Origin of the sequence: Oryzicola mucosus (assembly GCF_014534685.1) — a bacterium.
Classification (GTDB): Bacteria; Pseudomonadota; Alphaproteobacteria; order Rhizobiales; family Rhizobiaceae; genus Oryzicola; species Oryzicola mucosus.
Genome location: NZ_JACVVX010000003.1, coordinates 69651 through 82906, shown reverse-complemented (window position 1 = coordinate 82906; position 13256 = coordinate 69651). Strand labels below are relative to the sequence as shown.

Sequence of the window (13256 nt, the reverse complement as noted above, 5' to 3'; positions counted from 1 at the left end):
GGCCCATCCCTCATTTTACTGACCAAGGAGTTTGAACCATGCTCGACCCGTCCAACGAACGCACCGCCTGGGACCGCGACTACTTCTTCCATCCCTCGACCCATATGGGCATGCACGCGCGCGGCGAGACGCCCACCCGCGTGATGGCGGGCGGCGAAGGCGTCTACATCACCGACGTCACCGGCCGCAAAAGCCTGGATGCCTTCGCCGGACTCTACTGCGTCAATGTCGGCTACGGGCGGCAGAAGATCGCAGACGCCATCGCCGCGCAGGCCAAGGACCTTGCTTATTATCACGCCTATGTCGGCCACGGCACGGACGCCTCGATCACCCTGTCCAAGATGATCATCGACCGCGCCCCGGCGGGCATGTCGAAAGTCTATTTCGGCTTGTCCGGCTCGGACGCAAACGAGACCAACATCAAGCTGATCTGGTATTACAACAACGTGCTCGGCCGGCCGGAGAAGAAGAAGATCATCTCGCGCTGGCGCGGCTATCACGGCTCGGGCGTCATGACGGGCTCGCTCACCGGCCTGCACCTCTTCCACAACGCCTTCGACCTGCCGCGCGCGCCCATCCTGCACACCGAAGCGCCGTATTATTTCCGCCGCGAAGACCGCTCCATGAGTGAGGAGCAGTTTTCGCAGCATTGCGCCGACAAGCTTGAGGAAATGATCCTCGCCGAGGGCCCGGACACAATCGCTGCTTTCATCGGCGAACCGATCCTTGGCACCGGCGGCATCGTTCCGCCGCCTGCCGGTTATTGGGAAAAAATCCAGGCCGTGCTGAAGAAGTACGACGTGCTGCTGGTGGCAGACGAGGTGGTGACTGGCTTCGGACGCCTCGGCACCATGTTCGGTTCGGACCATTACGGCATCAAACCGGACCTGATCACCATAGCCAAGGGCCTTACCTCGGCCTATGCGCCGCTGTCGGGCGTCATCGTCTCCGACAAGGTTTGGCAGGTTCTGGTCAAGGGTTCGGACGAACTCGGCGCCATCGGTCATGGCTGGACCTACGCGGCGCATCCGCTCTGTTCGGCGGCCGGCATCGCCAATCTGGAACTGATCGACGAACTCGGCCTGGTCGAGAATGCCGGGTCGACGGGCGCCTATTTCCGCGAACAACTCACGCAGGCGGTCGGCGGTCATGCGAATGTCGGGGATGTCCGGGGCGACGGCATGCTGGCAGCCGTCGAATTCGTCGACGACAAGGACGACCGCACATTCTTCGATCCTGCCCGTAAGATCGGGCCCCAGGTGGCCGCGGCCTTGCTCGAACGCGGGGTCATTGGCCGCGCCATGCCGCAGGGCGACATCCTCGGCTTCGCGCCCCCATTGTGCCTGACACGGGAAGAGGCCGACATCGTTGTCGGCGCAACGGAAGATGCGATCAGGTCGGTATTTGCCTGATGCTATAAGCGCTCCGCTTCCATCATGGAACCGGAGCGCTGTTCGATTTTAGCGGGTGGCGGTGATTTCGACCTTTGCCGGCACCTGGCCGGTCTTGGCGGGCACAACCTCATCGGCGGCAACCACGGCTGGCGCGTCGCCGGCACCCCAGTTTCCGTTGACGAATTCCAGTGCATCCGCCACGACCACCTTCCACAGCGACCATAGATGGTCACCGTCGGTGACGCGGAGCTGCGAGGACTGGCCGGATTCGAGCAGCGTCTGATGCAGCGAGATGGCCCCGCGCCAGAGATGCCAACCGTCGTCGTCACCGACGGTGATGTAGCTCGGAGGCAACTGCACGCCCGCCTCCTTGGCGTCCTCGGCCAGCGTGAACAGGTTTTCCCTGTTGAACAGCGCCGCATTGAACGGCGTGCCGAACGAACCGTCATAATGGTCGCCCACCGACGGCAGAATGCGCCCGGTACCGAGCGTGTATTTGTCGAGGCGCTTGTAGAATTCGGCATTCTGGATCAGCCGGTAGTCGTCCGGCGTCTTCTTCATCTCCGCTTCCGACACGTTGTTCCAGATCGCGCCGGACATGCTGACGGTCGAGGAATAAAGCTCTGGATGCGAGTAAGCCAAACGCAGCGCGCCGAAGCCGCCCATCGAAAGCCCGGCAATGGCCCGGCCGCTCTTGTCGGTACGGGCGGGATAATTGGCCTGCACCCAGTTGACGAGATCCTTCGTCAAGGCCGTCTCATAGTCGCCAGGCCCCTTCACCGCAGCCGAATCGACATACCAACTGTTCTGCGCTGCCGGCATGACGACGATCAGCGGCGAAATTTCTTTCTCGCTGATCATATAGTCGAGCGTCTGCTGGATGTTGCCGAGCGTGGTCCAGCTGTTCTGGTTGCCGCCATGGCCGTGCAAAAGATAAAGCACCGGCCAGCCCGACGAAGGCGCCATGCCGTCCGGAACATACACGTTGACATCCAATGGCCGGCCCAGGGCGGGGCTGACGCTCTCGCGCGCCTCGATCCGCGAAGCCGCATCGGCCGTCGATACAAAGCCAGAAACCGCAACAGCAAGGACAGCGCCCGACATCACGGCACGAGACCAAAAGGTTTCGATTTTGGCAGCAAAGTTCATCTGCCCAAGCCCCATGTTTGTGTTGATTATCAACCCGCTTTTCGGACAAAATATCGCGAATAATGTCCAAAATGAAGCAGCTCGGCCTTCTCAAGGGAAGGAAACGCCCTCACTCCCGAAATCGCCAGAACAGCGTGGCAGATTTGCCATAGAGCATCTTACTCTAAGAAAAACCCGCCGCGGGAGGAGGTGCGGCGGGTTTAATCTGAAAAGCAGCAAGGGAGGAGATTTGCCGCTTTCTATGCTGACGTTCTGGGAGGAGGAAAGAACGTCAACAACACTGACATAACAACCCCGCTGGGGAGGTTCAAGATCGCGATTGCATCGATCTCTGCGCAGATTGTCGCATCTGCGAATAGGACTCAGCGCGGGGGTTATCGCGCCTGCCGCAATTGCGCCGTGTCGTTGACCCCTTCCAGATCCGGCGCCTGCCCGTAGCTCATATTCTTCATCTGCTGGATCACGCGCGCCATTTCTTCGTCATCGAGAATCGGCGGCTCGCCAATCGTCAACGCCTGGACATAGAGGCGCGACAAGGTCTCGACTTCGATGGCGAGCGCCAGGGCGGCCGAGGGCGTTTTACCCAGCGATATCTGGCCGTGCTGGCCGAGCAGACAAGCGAGCCTGTCCTGCAAGGCTTCGATGGCGGCATCCGACAAGGCCTGCGTGCCGAAGGTGGCATAACGTGCGCAGCGGATCGTCGTGCCGCCGGCGACCCCTGTCATGTAGTGAAAGCTCGGAATGGTCTTGTGATGTACAGCAAGCGTCGTCGCATAGACCGAGTGGCAATGCAGCACGCATTCAATGTCCGGACGCGATGCAAGAATGTCGCGGTGAAAACGCCATTCCGACGACGGGCGGCGTTCGCCTTCGAAACTGCCGTCGAAATACATCTGCACGAGATCCTTCGCCTCCATGAGGTCATAGGGCAGCGATGTCGGCGTGATCAGGAAGCCCTTTGGGTTGCGCACCGACATATTGCCGGCGGTTCCCTGGTTGATCCCCGAATCGTTCATGCGCCGGCAGATCCTCACCATCTCTACGCGCAGGGCGGTGTCGTCATAGGTCTTGGTCACGATGCTTGCTCCATGGGCTTGGTAAGGGCGCTCCAGCGCGCCCGATAGGTTGTAAGATCCGGCAGTTGAGAAGTGTCCGGCGTTTCGATGGCGAGCGGGGCCGGTGCCGTCCGTTTGTCGTGCGCAGCCAGCATCGCCGCCCCTGTGGCGGTTCCCGTCGTGCTGCGGCTGACCAGCACGCGCGTCTCAGGCGTCAAAGCCGCAACGAGCGCACCATAAAGAGGATCGCTGACGAAGGTGCCATCCAGCACCACGGTCCGTGCCGGCGGCAGTTTTTCGAGGCAGGTCGCAGTCAATAGCGCGGCGTAAAGAACCGCGAGCGTAAAGCGCGCGGACTCGTCGCCTGCCAGTGGTCCTTCCACCCGTCCTTGCTTTGCAGTGCCGGGGAACAACCCGTCGTCGGAGCCGAATGAGGGGATGGCAAAAGTCTGCGACCGCACGATGCGTTCCAGCGCGTCCTGCGATGCCGGACCGGAAGCCTTGCCGGCAACGGCGGAAAACTCCCGTCCGCCCATCGTCAGCATACCCGGCATGGGATTGCCGAATACGTCGGCATTGCAGGCGTGCCCTGGCCGCTCGTCGTCGAAATCGACGCCCGTACGGTCGGTCAAAAGCACGATCCACGTGCCGGTGGACACGACGGTGAAGTCCGACAGGCCCGCTGCCTGATAGCGATAAAAATTAGCCGAGGAATCGTGAACGCCGCACAGAATGCGTGTTGCGGCTGGCAAACCAGTTCGACGCGCCATCTCGGGTGTGATCGGCCCCAGCGTCTCCCAGGCATGCCGCATCGGCGGCATCAACTGCTGCCAGCCCCTTTCGGCGACGAGCCTCGCAGGCCGGCCGTCGGCAGACGCCCACAGATGCGACTGTGCGGCAAGGCTGGTCACTTCGCCGGCCAGCACGCCGGAGAGCCGCCACGCCCAGTATTGCGGCGTTGCTAGATAAGCGACGCCTTTGGAAAAGCGTTCCGGCCAGACCATTTCCTGCCACAGCATCTGCCGGGCCAGATGCGCAGCACCCAGCATGATGGCGCTCGCCCGCTCCCGATACGGCCCGACCGCAGCACGATAGGCGCGGTCGACATCATCCGGTATCGACTGCTCGTAATCGATCATCGGCATGGCCGGCCCGTCCTCGCCCGCCAGCACGCCGCCGGAGCCATGCGCGCAGGTAACGATCGCATCGATTCTGTGTCGGCTGCGGAGTTCGCGAAGCCCCTCCACCAGCCATTCCTCCAGGCCCTTGAGGTCGTGGTGGCGATAGGGCGGGCCGTCGAGGACGATATTGGGCGTCGTCAGTGTCTCCAGCATGACGCCGTCGTCGGTCGCCGCCGACAGTTTCACATTGGTCTTGCCGACATCGAAGACTGCAACGATGCTCATTTCGGGCTGCCCCCACGCGGCGGCAGCAATCCGGCCAGATAGGGCCGCATCGTTTGCGCCATGGCGACGAAGATCAGGATGCCGCCCCAGATCGCCACGGTCAGGTAGTTGCTCAGGCCGAACTGGTTGAAGCCAGACGAGATCACTTGCAGGATCGCGAGCGCGAGCATCAGCCCACCCACTGTTCCGAAGCCGCCGAAGGGATCGACCCCGCCAAGCACCGCCGCAAGGATGGTGACCAGCAGGTAGGATTGCGCATAATCAGCGCTGGCTGAGTTGAAAGTTGCCAGCATGACCAGCGCTGCGAAGAAGCAGATAAGGCTCGACATGGTGTAGACGCCGACGAGCACGCGCCTTGTATCGATTGCCGAATAACGTGTCGCCTCGATGTTGGAGCCGATCATGGCGCAGGCGATGCCGAAGGGCGTGCGCCTCAGCACGATGCTGACGATCAGCGCGACGATGACGAGCAGGACAAAGACGAGCGGTATGCCAATCACCGTCGCCGCCCCCGTCCGCGCGAAAGCCTCGGGAACGCCGGACAATGCCATGCCACGGGTCAGATAAATGCTGATGCCGTCGATCAGCGACTTGGTGCCGAGCGTGATCAGGATCGGATGCACGCCGGTATAGGCAATCAACATGCCGGTCGCCAAACCGATCAGCAGGCAGAGCGCGAGACCCGCCACCAGCGCAAGAAGGATCACCGTACCCGTCGTTCCCGCCGAGCTTTCCGGCGTGATCATGGTGCGCATGATGAAGGCCATCAGGAGCGCAGACTGGTTGGTCGTGGCGATGATCGCCAGGTTCAGGCCGCCGGTGAGCAGCGGCGCCATCATCGCCAGCGACAGCAGCCCGAGCAGCGGCAACTGGTACATGAAGGATTGCAGCGTGCCGACGCTGGCGAAATTCGGCACGAACACCGAAAAGCCGAGCACGAGAATAATGAGCAGCGCCATAAGCCCGGCATGTCCGCCCGGCACGCCCGAGCGCAGGCGGCTCATTAATTCCGACAGGCCTGAATTGAGGTTGTTTGTGAGGTCAGCCATTGGCGGGCGCCTCCGCCAGGATGCGGTGACGCCGGCCGCGCCGCGAACTGATGACCGTAAGCGAGGTCGAAGCCAGGATGGTGATGCCGATGACGATCTGGAAGAAATAGGACGACACGCCGAGCAGGTTCAGGCCGTTCTGCAAAATGGCGAGCAGCACGATGCCCAGCAGCACGCCCGGCACCGTGCCGATGCCGCCGGTCAGGCTGGCACCGCCGAGAACGGCCGCCGACAGCACAGCGAGCTCCGTGTTGTACATCGCATTGGGCACGCTCTCGCCCACCCGATGCGCCTGCAGCATGCCGGCAATCGCCGCCATCAGGCCGAGATAGCCGTAGGCGACGAATTGCAGCCGGCCTATATTGATGCCAATGCGGCGCGCGGCCTCGGCGTTACCGCCCATGGCATAAAGCTGCCGCCCGGCGGAGGATCGCGTCATCCACGCCCAGGTAAACAGGGTGACGACGACCATGGCAACGATGGGCAGCGTGATGCGCACGAGGTCGCCGCTTTCGGTTTCGGTCTGCCAGAAGACGATGCGGTCGGTCCACCAGTCGGGCAGCGTGTAGATCGACTTGCCGCCCGAAAAGTACATCAGCAGCGAAAAGCTGACGCTCATCATGGCGATGGTGGCAATGATCGAGGTGATGCGGACATAGTGGATCAGCAGCGCGTTGAGGCAGCCGAGAATGCCGCCGACGGCCAGGCCCGCAAGGATGACCAGCGGCGCCGGCAGGCCGAGTTGGGACGCCAATAGGGCCGCGCAATATTGCGCCACCGAGGCGGTCGCAGCAAACGAGATGTCGATACCGCCCGACACCAGAACGACGAACAGGCCCATGGCCATGATTGCCTGAACCGAATAGGTCTCGAGCAGATCGATGATGTTGGGCAGTGAAAGGAAGTCGCGCGCCGTCAGACTGAAAATCGTGCCGACGATCAGGATCACCGCCAGCAGCCAGGCTTCGGGCCGCCGGCGAAGCCGTCTCAGCGCCGATTGAGCAGATGTCGAAGGGACACCGTCACGCATAGATGCGCTCCTCCATTTCATGTTCGGAGACCCGGCCCGGCACTTCCTCTTCCAGAATCCGGCCGCCGCGCATATGCAGGACGCGGTCGCAGGTGGCAAACACTTCGGACACCTCGTCGGAGATGAGGATGATGCCGACACCCTGGCGAGCGAGATCGGTGACGACCTCGTAAATCCCCTGCTTATTCTTGATGTCGACGCCGACCGTGGGCGAATCCAGGATCAGCACCTTGGGTTTGGTCGCCAGCCATTTCGCCAGAACCACCCTTTGCTGATTGCCGCCCGAAAGCGTCTGAACTGCGCGGTCGGCGCTCGGCACCTTGATGGCAAGCCGCTGCACCCAGTCGCCGGCAAGCTTCTTGCGGCTCTTGTCGGGTATCAGGCCAAGCCCGTTGGTCATGGACTTCATGACGGCGAGCATGATGTTGTCGCCGATCGACTGCGGCAGGATCACGCCCAATCCGAGACGATCTTCCGAGACATAGGCTATGCCGGCGCGCACCGCGTCGCGGTTGGAGCGCAACGTCAGCGGTTGTCCCTCCAGCGCCATGGTGCCGGAATCGACGCGGTGCATGCCAAACAGCGCCAGCGCCAGTTCCGTCCGGCCCGAGCCGAGCAGGCCGACAATGCCGAGCACCTCGCCGCGGCGGAGCGTGAAATCGATATCGGCGAATTCGCCGTGCCGCGTCAGGTTCTTCACCTCCAAAACCGGCTCGGCGGAACTCATGTCGCGGGCTACAATCGAATTGTCGATATGGAGCCCGGTCATCAGATTGGCGATTTTCTTCTGGTCCACCTCGCCCACCGGCCAGGTGCCGACTTTCCTGCCATCACGCATGACCGTGACACGTTCGGCGATCTCCACAACCTCGTCGAGCCGGTGGGAGACGAAGACCACGGCAATGCCGTCGGCTTTCAGCCGCGAGACGATGGCCAGCAGCCGGTCGACCTCCGCCCGCGTCAGCGACGCGGTCGGCTCGTCCATGAAGATCAGCCGCGCCTCGGCCGCCAGGCCGCGCGCAATCGCCACAATCTGGCGTTCGGCTACCGACAAATCGGAGACGGCGGCGTCGAGGTCGAGATCGAAGGCAAGCCGCTCAAGCACCGCGCGCGTCGTCTTCCGCATCGCCGCCTTGTTCACCGGCATGAGCATGTTCTGCAGTGTGTCGTCGATGGCAATGTTTTCCGCCACCGACAGGTTCGGAAACAGCGACAAATCCTGGAATATCACCTGGATGCCGAGCGCCTTGGCCTTGGCCGGGTCGAGCGGCAGAACCTCCTGGCCGCCGATCTCAATCGTGCCCGATGTGGGCGCATGCACGCCGGCAACGATTTTGATCAAGGTCGACTTGCCGCAGCCGTTCTCGCCGACGAGGCAATGGATTTCACCCGGCCTCACCTCCCAGTCGATATCCTGAAGGGCGCGCACGCCTACAAAGTTCTTCGACACATTGCTGAGACGAAGGAAGGGGACGATGTCCGTCATTCGTCAGACTCCATGGAGAAATTCGACCGGCAGCCGCTTGGGCTCGGCCGCCGGTCATAGATCGACTGGCTAGCGGCTAGAGACCAAGCTCAACCAGGCGATCGATGTTCTCCTTATCGAGCGACTCCAGTTTTTGCGCCTGGATCAGCTTCTTGTCGGGATAAACCCTGACGGGCCCGACGCCGGTCAATTCCATGTTGTCGGTCGGCTCCTTGCCGGCGGCGAGCATGGATGCGACCTGCACGAAGATTTCGCCTGCCGTCATCGGGTTCCAGATGAAGCCGCCACGGATGACACCCGACTTGACGTATTTGACACCTTGCCCCGGCGAGAAACCGCCAACCAATGCGATGGTTTTCGCCTTGCCGCGATCGTCCAGAACACGCGCGGCACCGATCGGGCCTTGCGAGCCAAAGGTCAGGATACCCTTAAGGTCGGGATTGGCGCGGAGTTGGTCCTGCGTCGTCTTGATGCTCTCGTCGAGGCTTTCGGCCACGCCAAAGCGGTCGCCGAGCATCTTCATCTTGGGGTATTTTTCCTTCTGGTAGGCGATGGCCGCGTCGGCCCAGGCATTGTGCAGCGGCACGGTCAGCGAACCGACATAGACGATATATTCGCCCTCTTCGCCCATCTCCTTGGCGAGCAGGTCCATATGCTCCTTGCCGTAGCCCTCGGTCGTCGTCAGTTCGAAGTCCCAGTCCATTTCCTTCTGGTCGGGACCTTCATGGGCGAGAACCTTGATGCCGGCGGCACGGGCGCGGCCGAGAACCGGTTCCAACGCCGCCGAGTCGTTCGGCACGATGCCGATGACGGCGACCTTGCGGGCAATCAGATCCTCGATGGCGCGGACCTGCTGTGCGGCGTCGGCCTGTGTCGGCCCAACCATCCATGCGTCCATCTTGAACTCCGGCGCGGCCTTCTTGATGCCGACTTCCATCGCATTGAACCACGGGATGCCGCCGATCTTAACCACGATGCCGGCCTGCGGATCGGCGGCCTGTGCGGACAGCAACGTACCGCCGAGCGTTCCGGCCGCCACTGCACCGCCTAGTCCGGCGAGTACCGTCCTTCTTGTAATGTGCATGTCATTCCTCCCTTTGGTGCTTCGCCCGCCTCCTGATGCGGGCTCCGCGATGTCGAACCGCGGATCTCAATGGCGCAACGAAGGCGCCGCGTTACCGGATCGCCGGCACTCCCCCTGATGCGCCGCAGAAGCAGCGCCCAGGCCTGCTCGGCCATGTCCTCCACTGGCTGTCGCACCGCCGTGATGCCGGGCGCGACCAACCGCATCCACTCCATGTCGTCGAAACTCGCAAAGCCGATGTCGCGCGGCGCCGAAAGGCCTATCTCGGCCATAGTCCTGTAGGCCAGCAGCGAAGACCCGTGATCGAGCACGAACAAGGCGCCGGGTAATTGCCGACCGCGCAGCCGCCGCTCCAGACGGTCGGCGCCTTCCGGATCGTCGATGCCGATTTCCAGCACCTCGACACCAAGCCGCTTCACAGCCCCGCGAACACCCTCCCAGCGCTCTCGCACATTGCTGATCGACAGCCATGAGCCGACGACGAGACAATCCTTATATCCCTGGTTTTCCAGATGCGTGGCGATTGCACCCGCGGCAGCTGAGTTGTCGACGGCGATCAGGTCGAAACCCGGCTTGTCGGGAATGCGGTCGGCCAGAACCACCGGCGCGGAAAACCCGCCGGGCAGCCGCTCGGCAAAAGACCCATCACACGGAATGACGATGAGCCCGGCCGGACGCCATGACCGGATGTTGCGCAGCCGGTCTGCCTCTTCCTCGGGATTGTTGCGCGCCGAGACGACGACGAGGTCGAAACCGTCGACCCGCGCCAGATGCTCCAGCGTCGAAACGAAGGAGGCGAACATCGGGTTCGTCAGGTCCGGCACCACGACGCCGGCAAGCTGGGATTTTTGCGACCGAAGCCGAGATGCGCCGATATCCACGACGTAACCGAGTTCCCTGACCGCATCCTGAACGCGCAACGCGAAATCCGGCGACACACTGGGCTTGCCGTTGAGCACATTCGACACGGTCGCTACGGAAACTCCTGCGCGATCCGCCACCATCTTTATGGAGGGGCTACGTGGTTTCGACATGCTCGCCCTCCCTAACGACTATACGAAAACGTCTGGTGAAACGATTTATTGTAGGCTATACCTCGAAAATTGGCGTGTCAACGAGTCATCGTAAGTATCGTTTTCGATATATTGTGGCGCCGCAGCATTTTCTATTCGCATTTGCGAAAAACCGGGAGGAAGACATGAACAAACTGGGTGTCCACGCTCTGGTCTGGGAGGCTGGCTGGAGCCATGACGAATGCGCCCGCGCCATCGCCAAGAGCGCGGAGGTCGGCTACGACTTCATCGAAGCGCCGGCGCTCGATCCGAGCCTGATCGATCCGGATTTTACCCGGCGGCAGCTTGAAAAAAGCGGCATCGGCATCAACTTCTCGCTCGGCCTCGACTTCGACACCGACATTTCAAGCGGCGACAAGGAAAAGGGCAAGCGCGGCAAGGCGCGGCTGGAGCAGGCGATTGCCGTCTGCCGCGATTGCGGCGGCGAGTATATCGGCGGCATCCTGCATTCGGCCTTCGGCAAATACACCGTACCCACCACGGCGGCGGGCGTCGCGCAATCGGTCGAGATCCTGCAGCAGGTCGCCGAGACCGCGGCCAAAAGCAACATCACGCTGGTGCTCGAGGTGGTCAACCGATACGAAACCAACGTCTTGAACACCGCGGCCCAAGGGGTCGAGATGTGCAAGCGCATCGGCAAGCCGAATGTGAAGGTGCATCTCGACGTCTACCACATGAACATCGAAGAATCCGACATCTCAGGCGCCATCCTCGATACCGGCGACTATCTCGGCTATTTCCACACCGGCGACTCCCATCGTGGCTATATGGGCTCGGGCACCATCGATCTTGCCGGCGTGTTCCGTGCTTTGGTGAAATCCGGCTATACCGGCCCGATCACCTTCGAAAGCTTCTCCTCGCGCGTTGTCGGTCAGCCGCTCGAAGGCATTTTGGGTATCTGGCGCAATCTTTGGGAGGACGGGCACGACCTGGCGGCGCACGCGCTGATGTACACGAAGGCCCAGCTCAAATCCGCGCAGGAGGCAGAACGTCAGGCCAAGGAACGCAGCCGCCTGCCCTGAGACTGATGCGGTGTATGGGTCGACTAGATGTCTGTCGACCCATACATGTCATAGATTGAGCGCTGTTCCGGGACGATAGAGCCGCGCACCCACTTTGTCGGCTGCGGCCCGCAGTTGCTCGTCTCTTGTAGACAGCTCCGCCCAATCGTCTATCAGGGTAGAGGCAAGCAACTGCGCATCGGTATAGCCTATCCCATTCTGTGGATCTGGTGGTGTTCGATCATCGTCCTGATCTCATCGTGGGCCGCAACGACAGCTTGACATTGTGCGCCCAGAAAGCCGAGCACTGCCCGCCTGTCGCGCAAACTTCCCAAAGCCAGTTCTCAATGACTGTTGGGTGGCAGAGCAATTCAACATTGTTTATCGCCCCTATGATATCTCGATCCGACTGGCGAAAATGGTCGATCCAGATCGATGTATAGGCAAACATCATTTTCCGGCAGCAAGCGTTTGTCGCCGCGCCGCTTTCGCATCTGGCATTGTTCCGCCCAATGCAATCAGGCGTCTACCCGCCTCGACCCGCACAAGCGTTCCAGTGCCTGCCGGACCAGTGCCGCCGTCTCCTTCGTCCAGTCAAAGACCGTGCCTTTTCCACAAGGCTATCGTCCAAATTGATTCGTCCGCATCACCTCGCTGAGGCTTTAAATCCAGCACCAAACGATGTCGAAATAAGCGCCGCCAGTAGGGCAAGTGGGTTGGTCATCGATTTAGATGAAACGGCGTCATGTAAGCTCAATCCAAACCGGCGCATGATCGCTGGCCTTGTCCCAACCCCTGACATCTCGGTCGACCTCAGCAGCGACGAGGCGAGGCGCGACAACAGGGCTGAGCAGCAAATGGTCGAGCCGCAGACCGGCATTCCGCCCCCATGCGTTTCGGAAGTAGTCCCAGAACGTATAGATTTCTTCGTCGGGATGAAGCGTTCGCAGCGCATCCGTCCACCCCTGTTTGGCCAATGATCGAAATTTCGCGCGGACTTCTGAGCGAAACAGCGCGTCGTCTTGCCAGCGTTCAGGCTTGTAGACGTCGCGGTCGGTCGGGATGATGTTGTAGTCACCCACCAATACAGCAGGCACGTCCAGCTTGATCAACGACCGTGCATGCTTAATCAGACGATCGCACCATCGCAGCTTGTAGTCGAACTTCGCACCCGGTGCCGGATTGCCGTTCGGCAAATAGAGACAGCCGATGAGAATGCCGTTCACCGCAGCTTCGATGTAGCGGCTTTGTTCGTCGTCGTCATCGCCCGGCAGCGCTCGCCGTGTCTCCACCGGCTCTTTGCCGCGCGCGAGAATAGCCACGCCGTTCCAGCTCTTCTGCCCGCTCCAGACCGCCTCGTATCCGGCATCCCGAATGGCTTCGATGGGAAATTTAGCCTGTGGCGCCTTCAGTTCCTGCAGGCAGACCGCGTCCGGCCTCGCCTCTTCCAGCCAACGCAGCAGGACAGGCAGGCGGCCATTGATGCCGTTGATGTTGAAACTCGCAATTTTCATGAAGACACCGAACAG

General features: G+C 61.5%; 12 protein-coding genes and 2 pseudogenes. 3 read left to right on the top strand and 11 right to left on the bottom strand.

Going from position 1 to position 13256, the window contains the following annotated elements:
- Positions 1 to 38 precede the first annotated feature (38 nt).
- Positions 39 to 1412: an aspartate aminotransferase family protein gene (locus tag ICI42_RS10685; protein ID WP_188164562.1), complete on the top strand. Its 1374-nt coding sequence runs from the start codon at positions 39 to 41 to the stop codon at positions 1410 to 1412.
- A 48-nt stretch (positions 1413 to 1460) separates the two neighbouring features.
- On the opposite strand, the gene ICI42_RS10680 is transcribed toward ICI42_RS10685, so the two are convergent.
- On the bottom strand, positions 1461 to 2378 hold the full coding sequence (locus ICI42_RS10680; RefSeq protein ID WP_330999148.1) for an alpha/beta hydrolase: 918 nt from the start codon (positions 2376 to 2378) through the stop codon (positions 1461 to 1463).
- On the opposite strand from ICI42_RS10680, the gene ICI42_RS23630 reads away from it, so the two are divergent.
- A complete protein-coding gene (locus ICI42_RS23630) occupies positions 2359 to 2832 on the top strand; it encodes a hypothetical protein (protein WP_230980276.1) in 474 nt (157 codons plus the stop codon). The two genes, ICI42_RS10680 and ICI42_RS23630, sit on opposite strands and share 20 nt — an antisense overlap.
- An 85-nt stretch (positions 2833 to 2917) precedes the next feature.
- On the opposite strand, the gene ICI42_RS10675 is transcribed toward ICI42_RS23630, so the two are convergent.
- The 7 genes from ICI42_RS10675 to ICI42_RS10645 all read right to left on the bottom strand — a co-directional run bounded on the left by ICI42_RS10675 (position 2918) and on the right by ICI42_RS10645 (position 10687).
- Positions 2918 to 3580 (bottom strand): class II aldolase/adducin family protein, encoded by a 663-nt coding sequence (locus ICI42_RS10675; protein WP_188165044.1) that lies wholly within the window; start codon positions 3578 to 3580, stop codon positions 2918 to 2920.
- A gap of 35 nt (positions 3581 to 3615) precedes the next feature.
- Positions 3616 to 5004 (bottom strand): FGGY-family carbohydrate kinase, encoded by a 1389-nt coding sequence (locus ICI42_RS10670; RefSeq protein ID WP_188164561.1) that lies wholly within the window; start codon positions 5002 to 5004, stop codon positions 3616 to 3618.
- Positions 5001 to 6053, bottom strand: coding sequence for an ABC transporter permease (locus tag ICI42_RS10665; protein WP_188164560.1), 1053 nt, complete (start codon positions 6051 to 6053; stop codon positions 5001 to 5003). The genes ICI42_RS10670 and ICI42_RS10665 overlap by 4 nt, the downstream gene beginning before the upstream one ends.
- Positions 6046 to 7083, bottom strand: a complete 1038-nt coding sequence (locus ICI42_RS10660; RefSeq protein ID WP_188164559.1) for an ABC transporter permease — start codon at positions 7081 to 7083, stop codon at positions 6046 to 6048. Before ICI42_RS10660 ends, ICI42_RS10665 begins: the two co-directional genes overlap by 8 nt.
- Positions 7076 to 8569 carry a sugar ABC transporter ATP-binding protein gene (locus tag ICI42_RS10655; protein ID WP_188164558.1) on the bottom strand — a complete coding sequence of 498 codons (1494 nt, stop codon included), beginning with the start codon at positions 8567 to 8569 and terminating at the stop codon, positions 7076 to 7078. The genes ICI42_RS10660 and ICI42_RS10655 overlap by 8 nt, the downstream gene beginning before the upstream one ends.
- Positions 8570 to 8645: 76 nt before the next feature.
- A complete protein-coding gene (locus tag ICI42_RS10650) occupies positions 8646 to 9653 on the bottom strand; it encodes a substrate-binding domain-containing protein (protein ID WP_188164557.1) in 1008 nt (335 codons plus the stop codon).
- Positions 9617 to 10687 (bottom strand): LacI family DNA-binding transcriptional regulator, encoded by a 1071-nt coding sequence (locus ICI42_RS10645; RefSeq protein ID WP_188164556.1) that lies wholly within the window; start codon positions 10685 to 10687, stop codon positions 9617 to 9619. The genes ICI42_RS10650 and ICI42_RS10645 overlap by 37 nt, the downstream gene beginning before the upstream one ends.
- A 164-nt stretch (positions 10688 to 10851) precedes the next feature.
- Here ICI42_RS10645 and ICI42_RS10640 point away from each other — a divergent pair, with 164 nt between their 5' ends.
- Positions 10852 to 11748 carry a sugar phosphate isomerase/epimerase family protein gene (locus tag ICI42_RS10640; protein WP_188164555.1) on the top strand — a complete coding sequence of 299 codons (897 nt, stop codon included), beginning with the start codon at positions 10852 to 10854 and terminating at the stop codon, positions 11746 to 11748.
- 48 nt (positions 11749 to 11796) lie between these two features.
- On the opposite strand, the pseudogene ICI42_RS23625 reads toward ICI42_RS10640, so the two are convergent.
- From ICI42_RS23625 to xth, 3 genes and pseudogenes are all read right to left on the bottom strand, one after another.
- Positions 11797 to 12181, bottom strand: a pseudogene (locus ICI42_RS23625) (type II toxin-antitoxin system VapC family toxin).
- Positions 12178 to 12364, bottom strand: a pseudogene (locus ICI42_RS10635) (type II toxin-antitoxin system VapB family antitoxin). The pseudogenes ICI42_RS23625 and ICI42_RS10635 overlap by 4 nt, the downstream one beginning before the upstream one ends.
- Before the next feature lie 106 nt (positions 12365 to 12470).
- Entirely contained in the window at positions 12471 to 13241 is a 771-nt protein-coding gene (xth, locus tag ICI42_RS10630) for an exodeoxyribonuclease III (RefSeq protein WP_188165043.1), read from the bottom strand.
- Positions 13242 to 13256: the final 15 nt, after the last annotated feature.

Bases quoted from the DNA above. Each gene is read 5' to 3' on its own strand.
- xth (WP_188165043.1), bottom strand. From the start codon at position 13,241: ATGAAAATTGCGAGTTTCAACATCAACGGCATCAATGGCCGCCTGCCT.
- ICI42_RS23630 (WP_230980276.1), top strand. From the start codon at position 2,359: ATGCCGTCCGGAACATACACGTTGACATCCAATGGCCGGCCCAGGGCG.
- ICI42_RS10670 (WP_188164561.1), bottom strand. From the start codon at position 5,004: ATGAGCATCGTTGCAGTCTTCGATGTCGGCAAGACCAATGTGAAACTG.
- ICI42_RS10650 (WP_188164557.1), bottom strand. From the start codon at position 9,653: ATGCACATTACAAGAAGGACGGTACTCGCCGGACTAGGCGGTGCAGTG.
- ICI42_RS10665 (WP_188164560.1), bottom strand. From the start codon at position 6,053: ATGGCTGACCTCACAAACAACCTCAATTCAGGCCTGTCGGAATTAATG.
- ICI42_RS10685 (WP_188164562.1), top strand. From the start codon at position 39: ATGCTCGACCCGTCCAACGAACGCACCGCCTGGGACCGCGACTACTTC.
- ICI42_RS10675 (WP_188165044.1), bottom strand. From the start codon at position 3,580: ATGGTGAGGATCTGCCGGCGCATGAACGATTCGGGGATCAACCAGGGA.
- ICI42_RS10655 (WP_188164558.1), bottom strand. From the start codon at position 8,569: ATGACGGACATCGTCCCCTTCCTTCGTCTCAGCAATGTGTCGAAGAAC.
- ICI42_RS10645 (WP_188164556.1), bottom strand. From the start codon at position 10,687: ATGTCGAAACCACGTAGCCCCTCCATAAAGATGGTGGCGGATCGCGCA.
- ICI42_RS10640 (WP_188164555.1), top strand. From the start codon at position 10,852: ATGAACAAACTGGGTGTCCACGCTCTGGTCTGGGAGGCTGGCTGGAGC.
- ICI42_RS10660 (WP_188164559.1), bottom strand. From the start codon at position 7,083: ATGCGTGACGGTGTCCCTTCGACATCTGCTCAATCGGCGCTGAGACGG.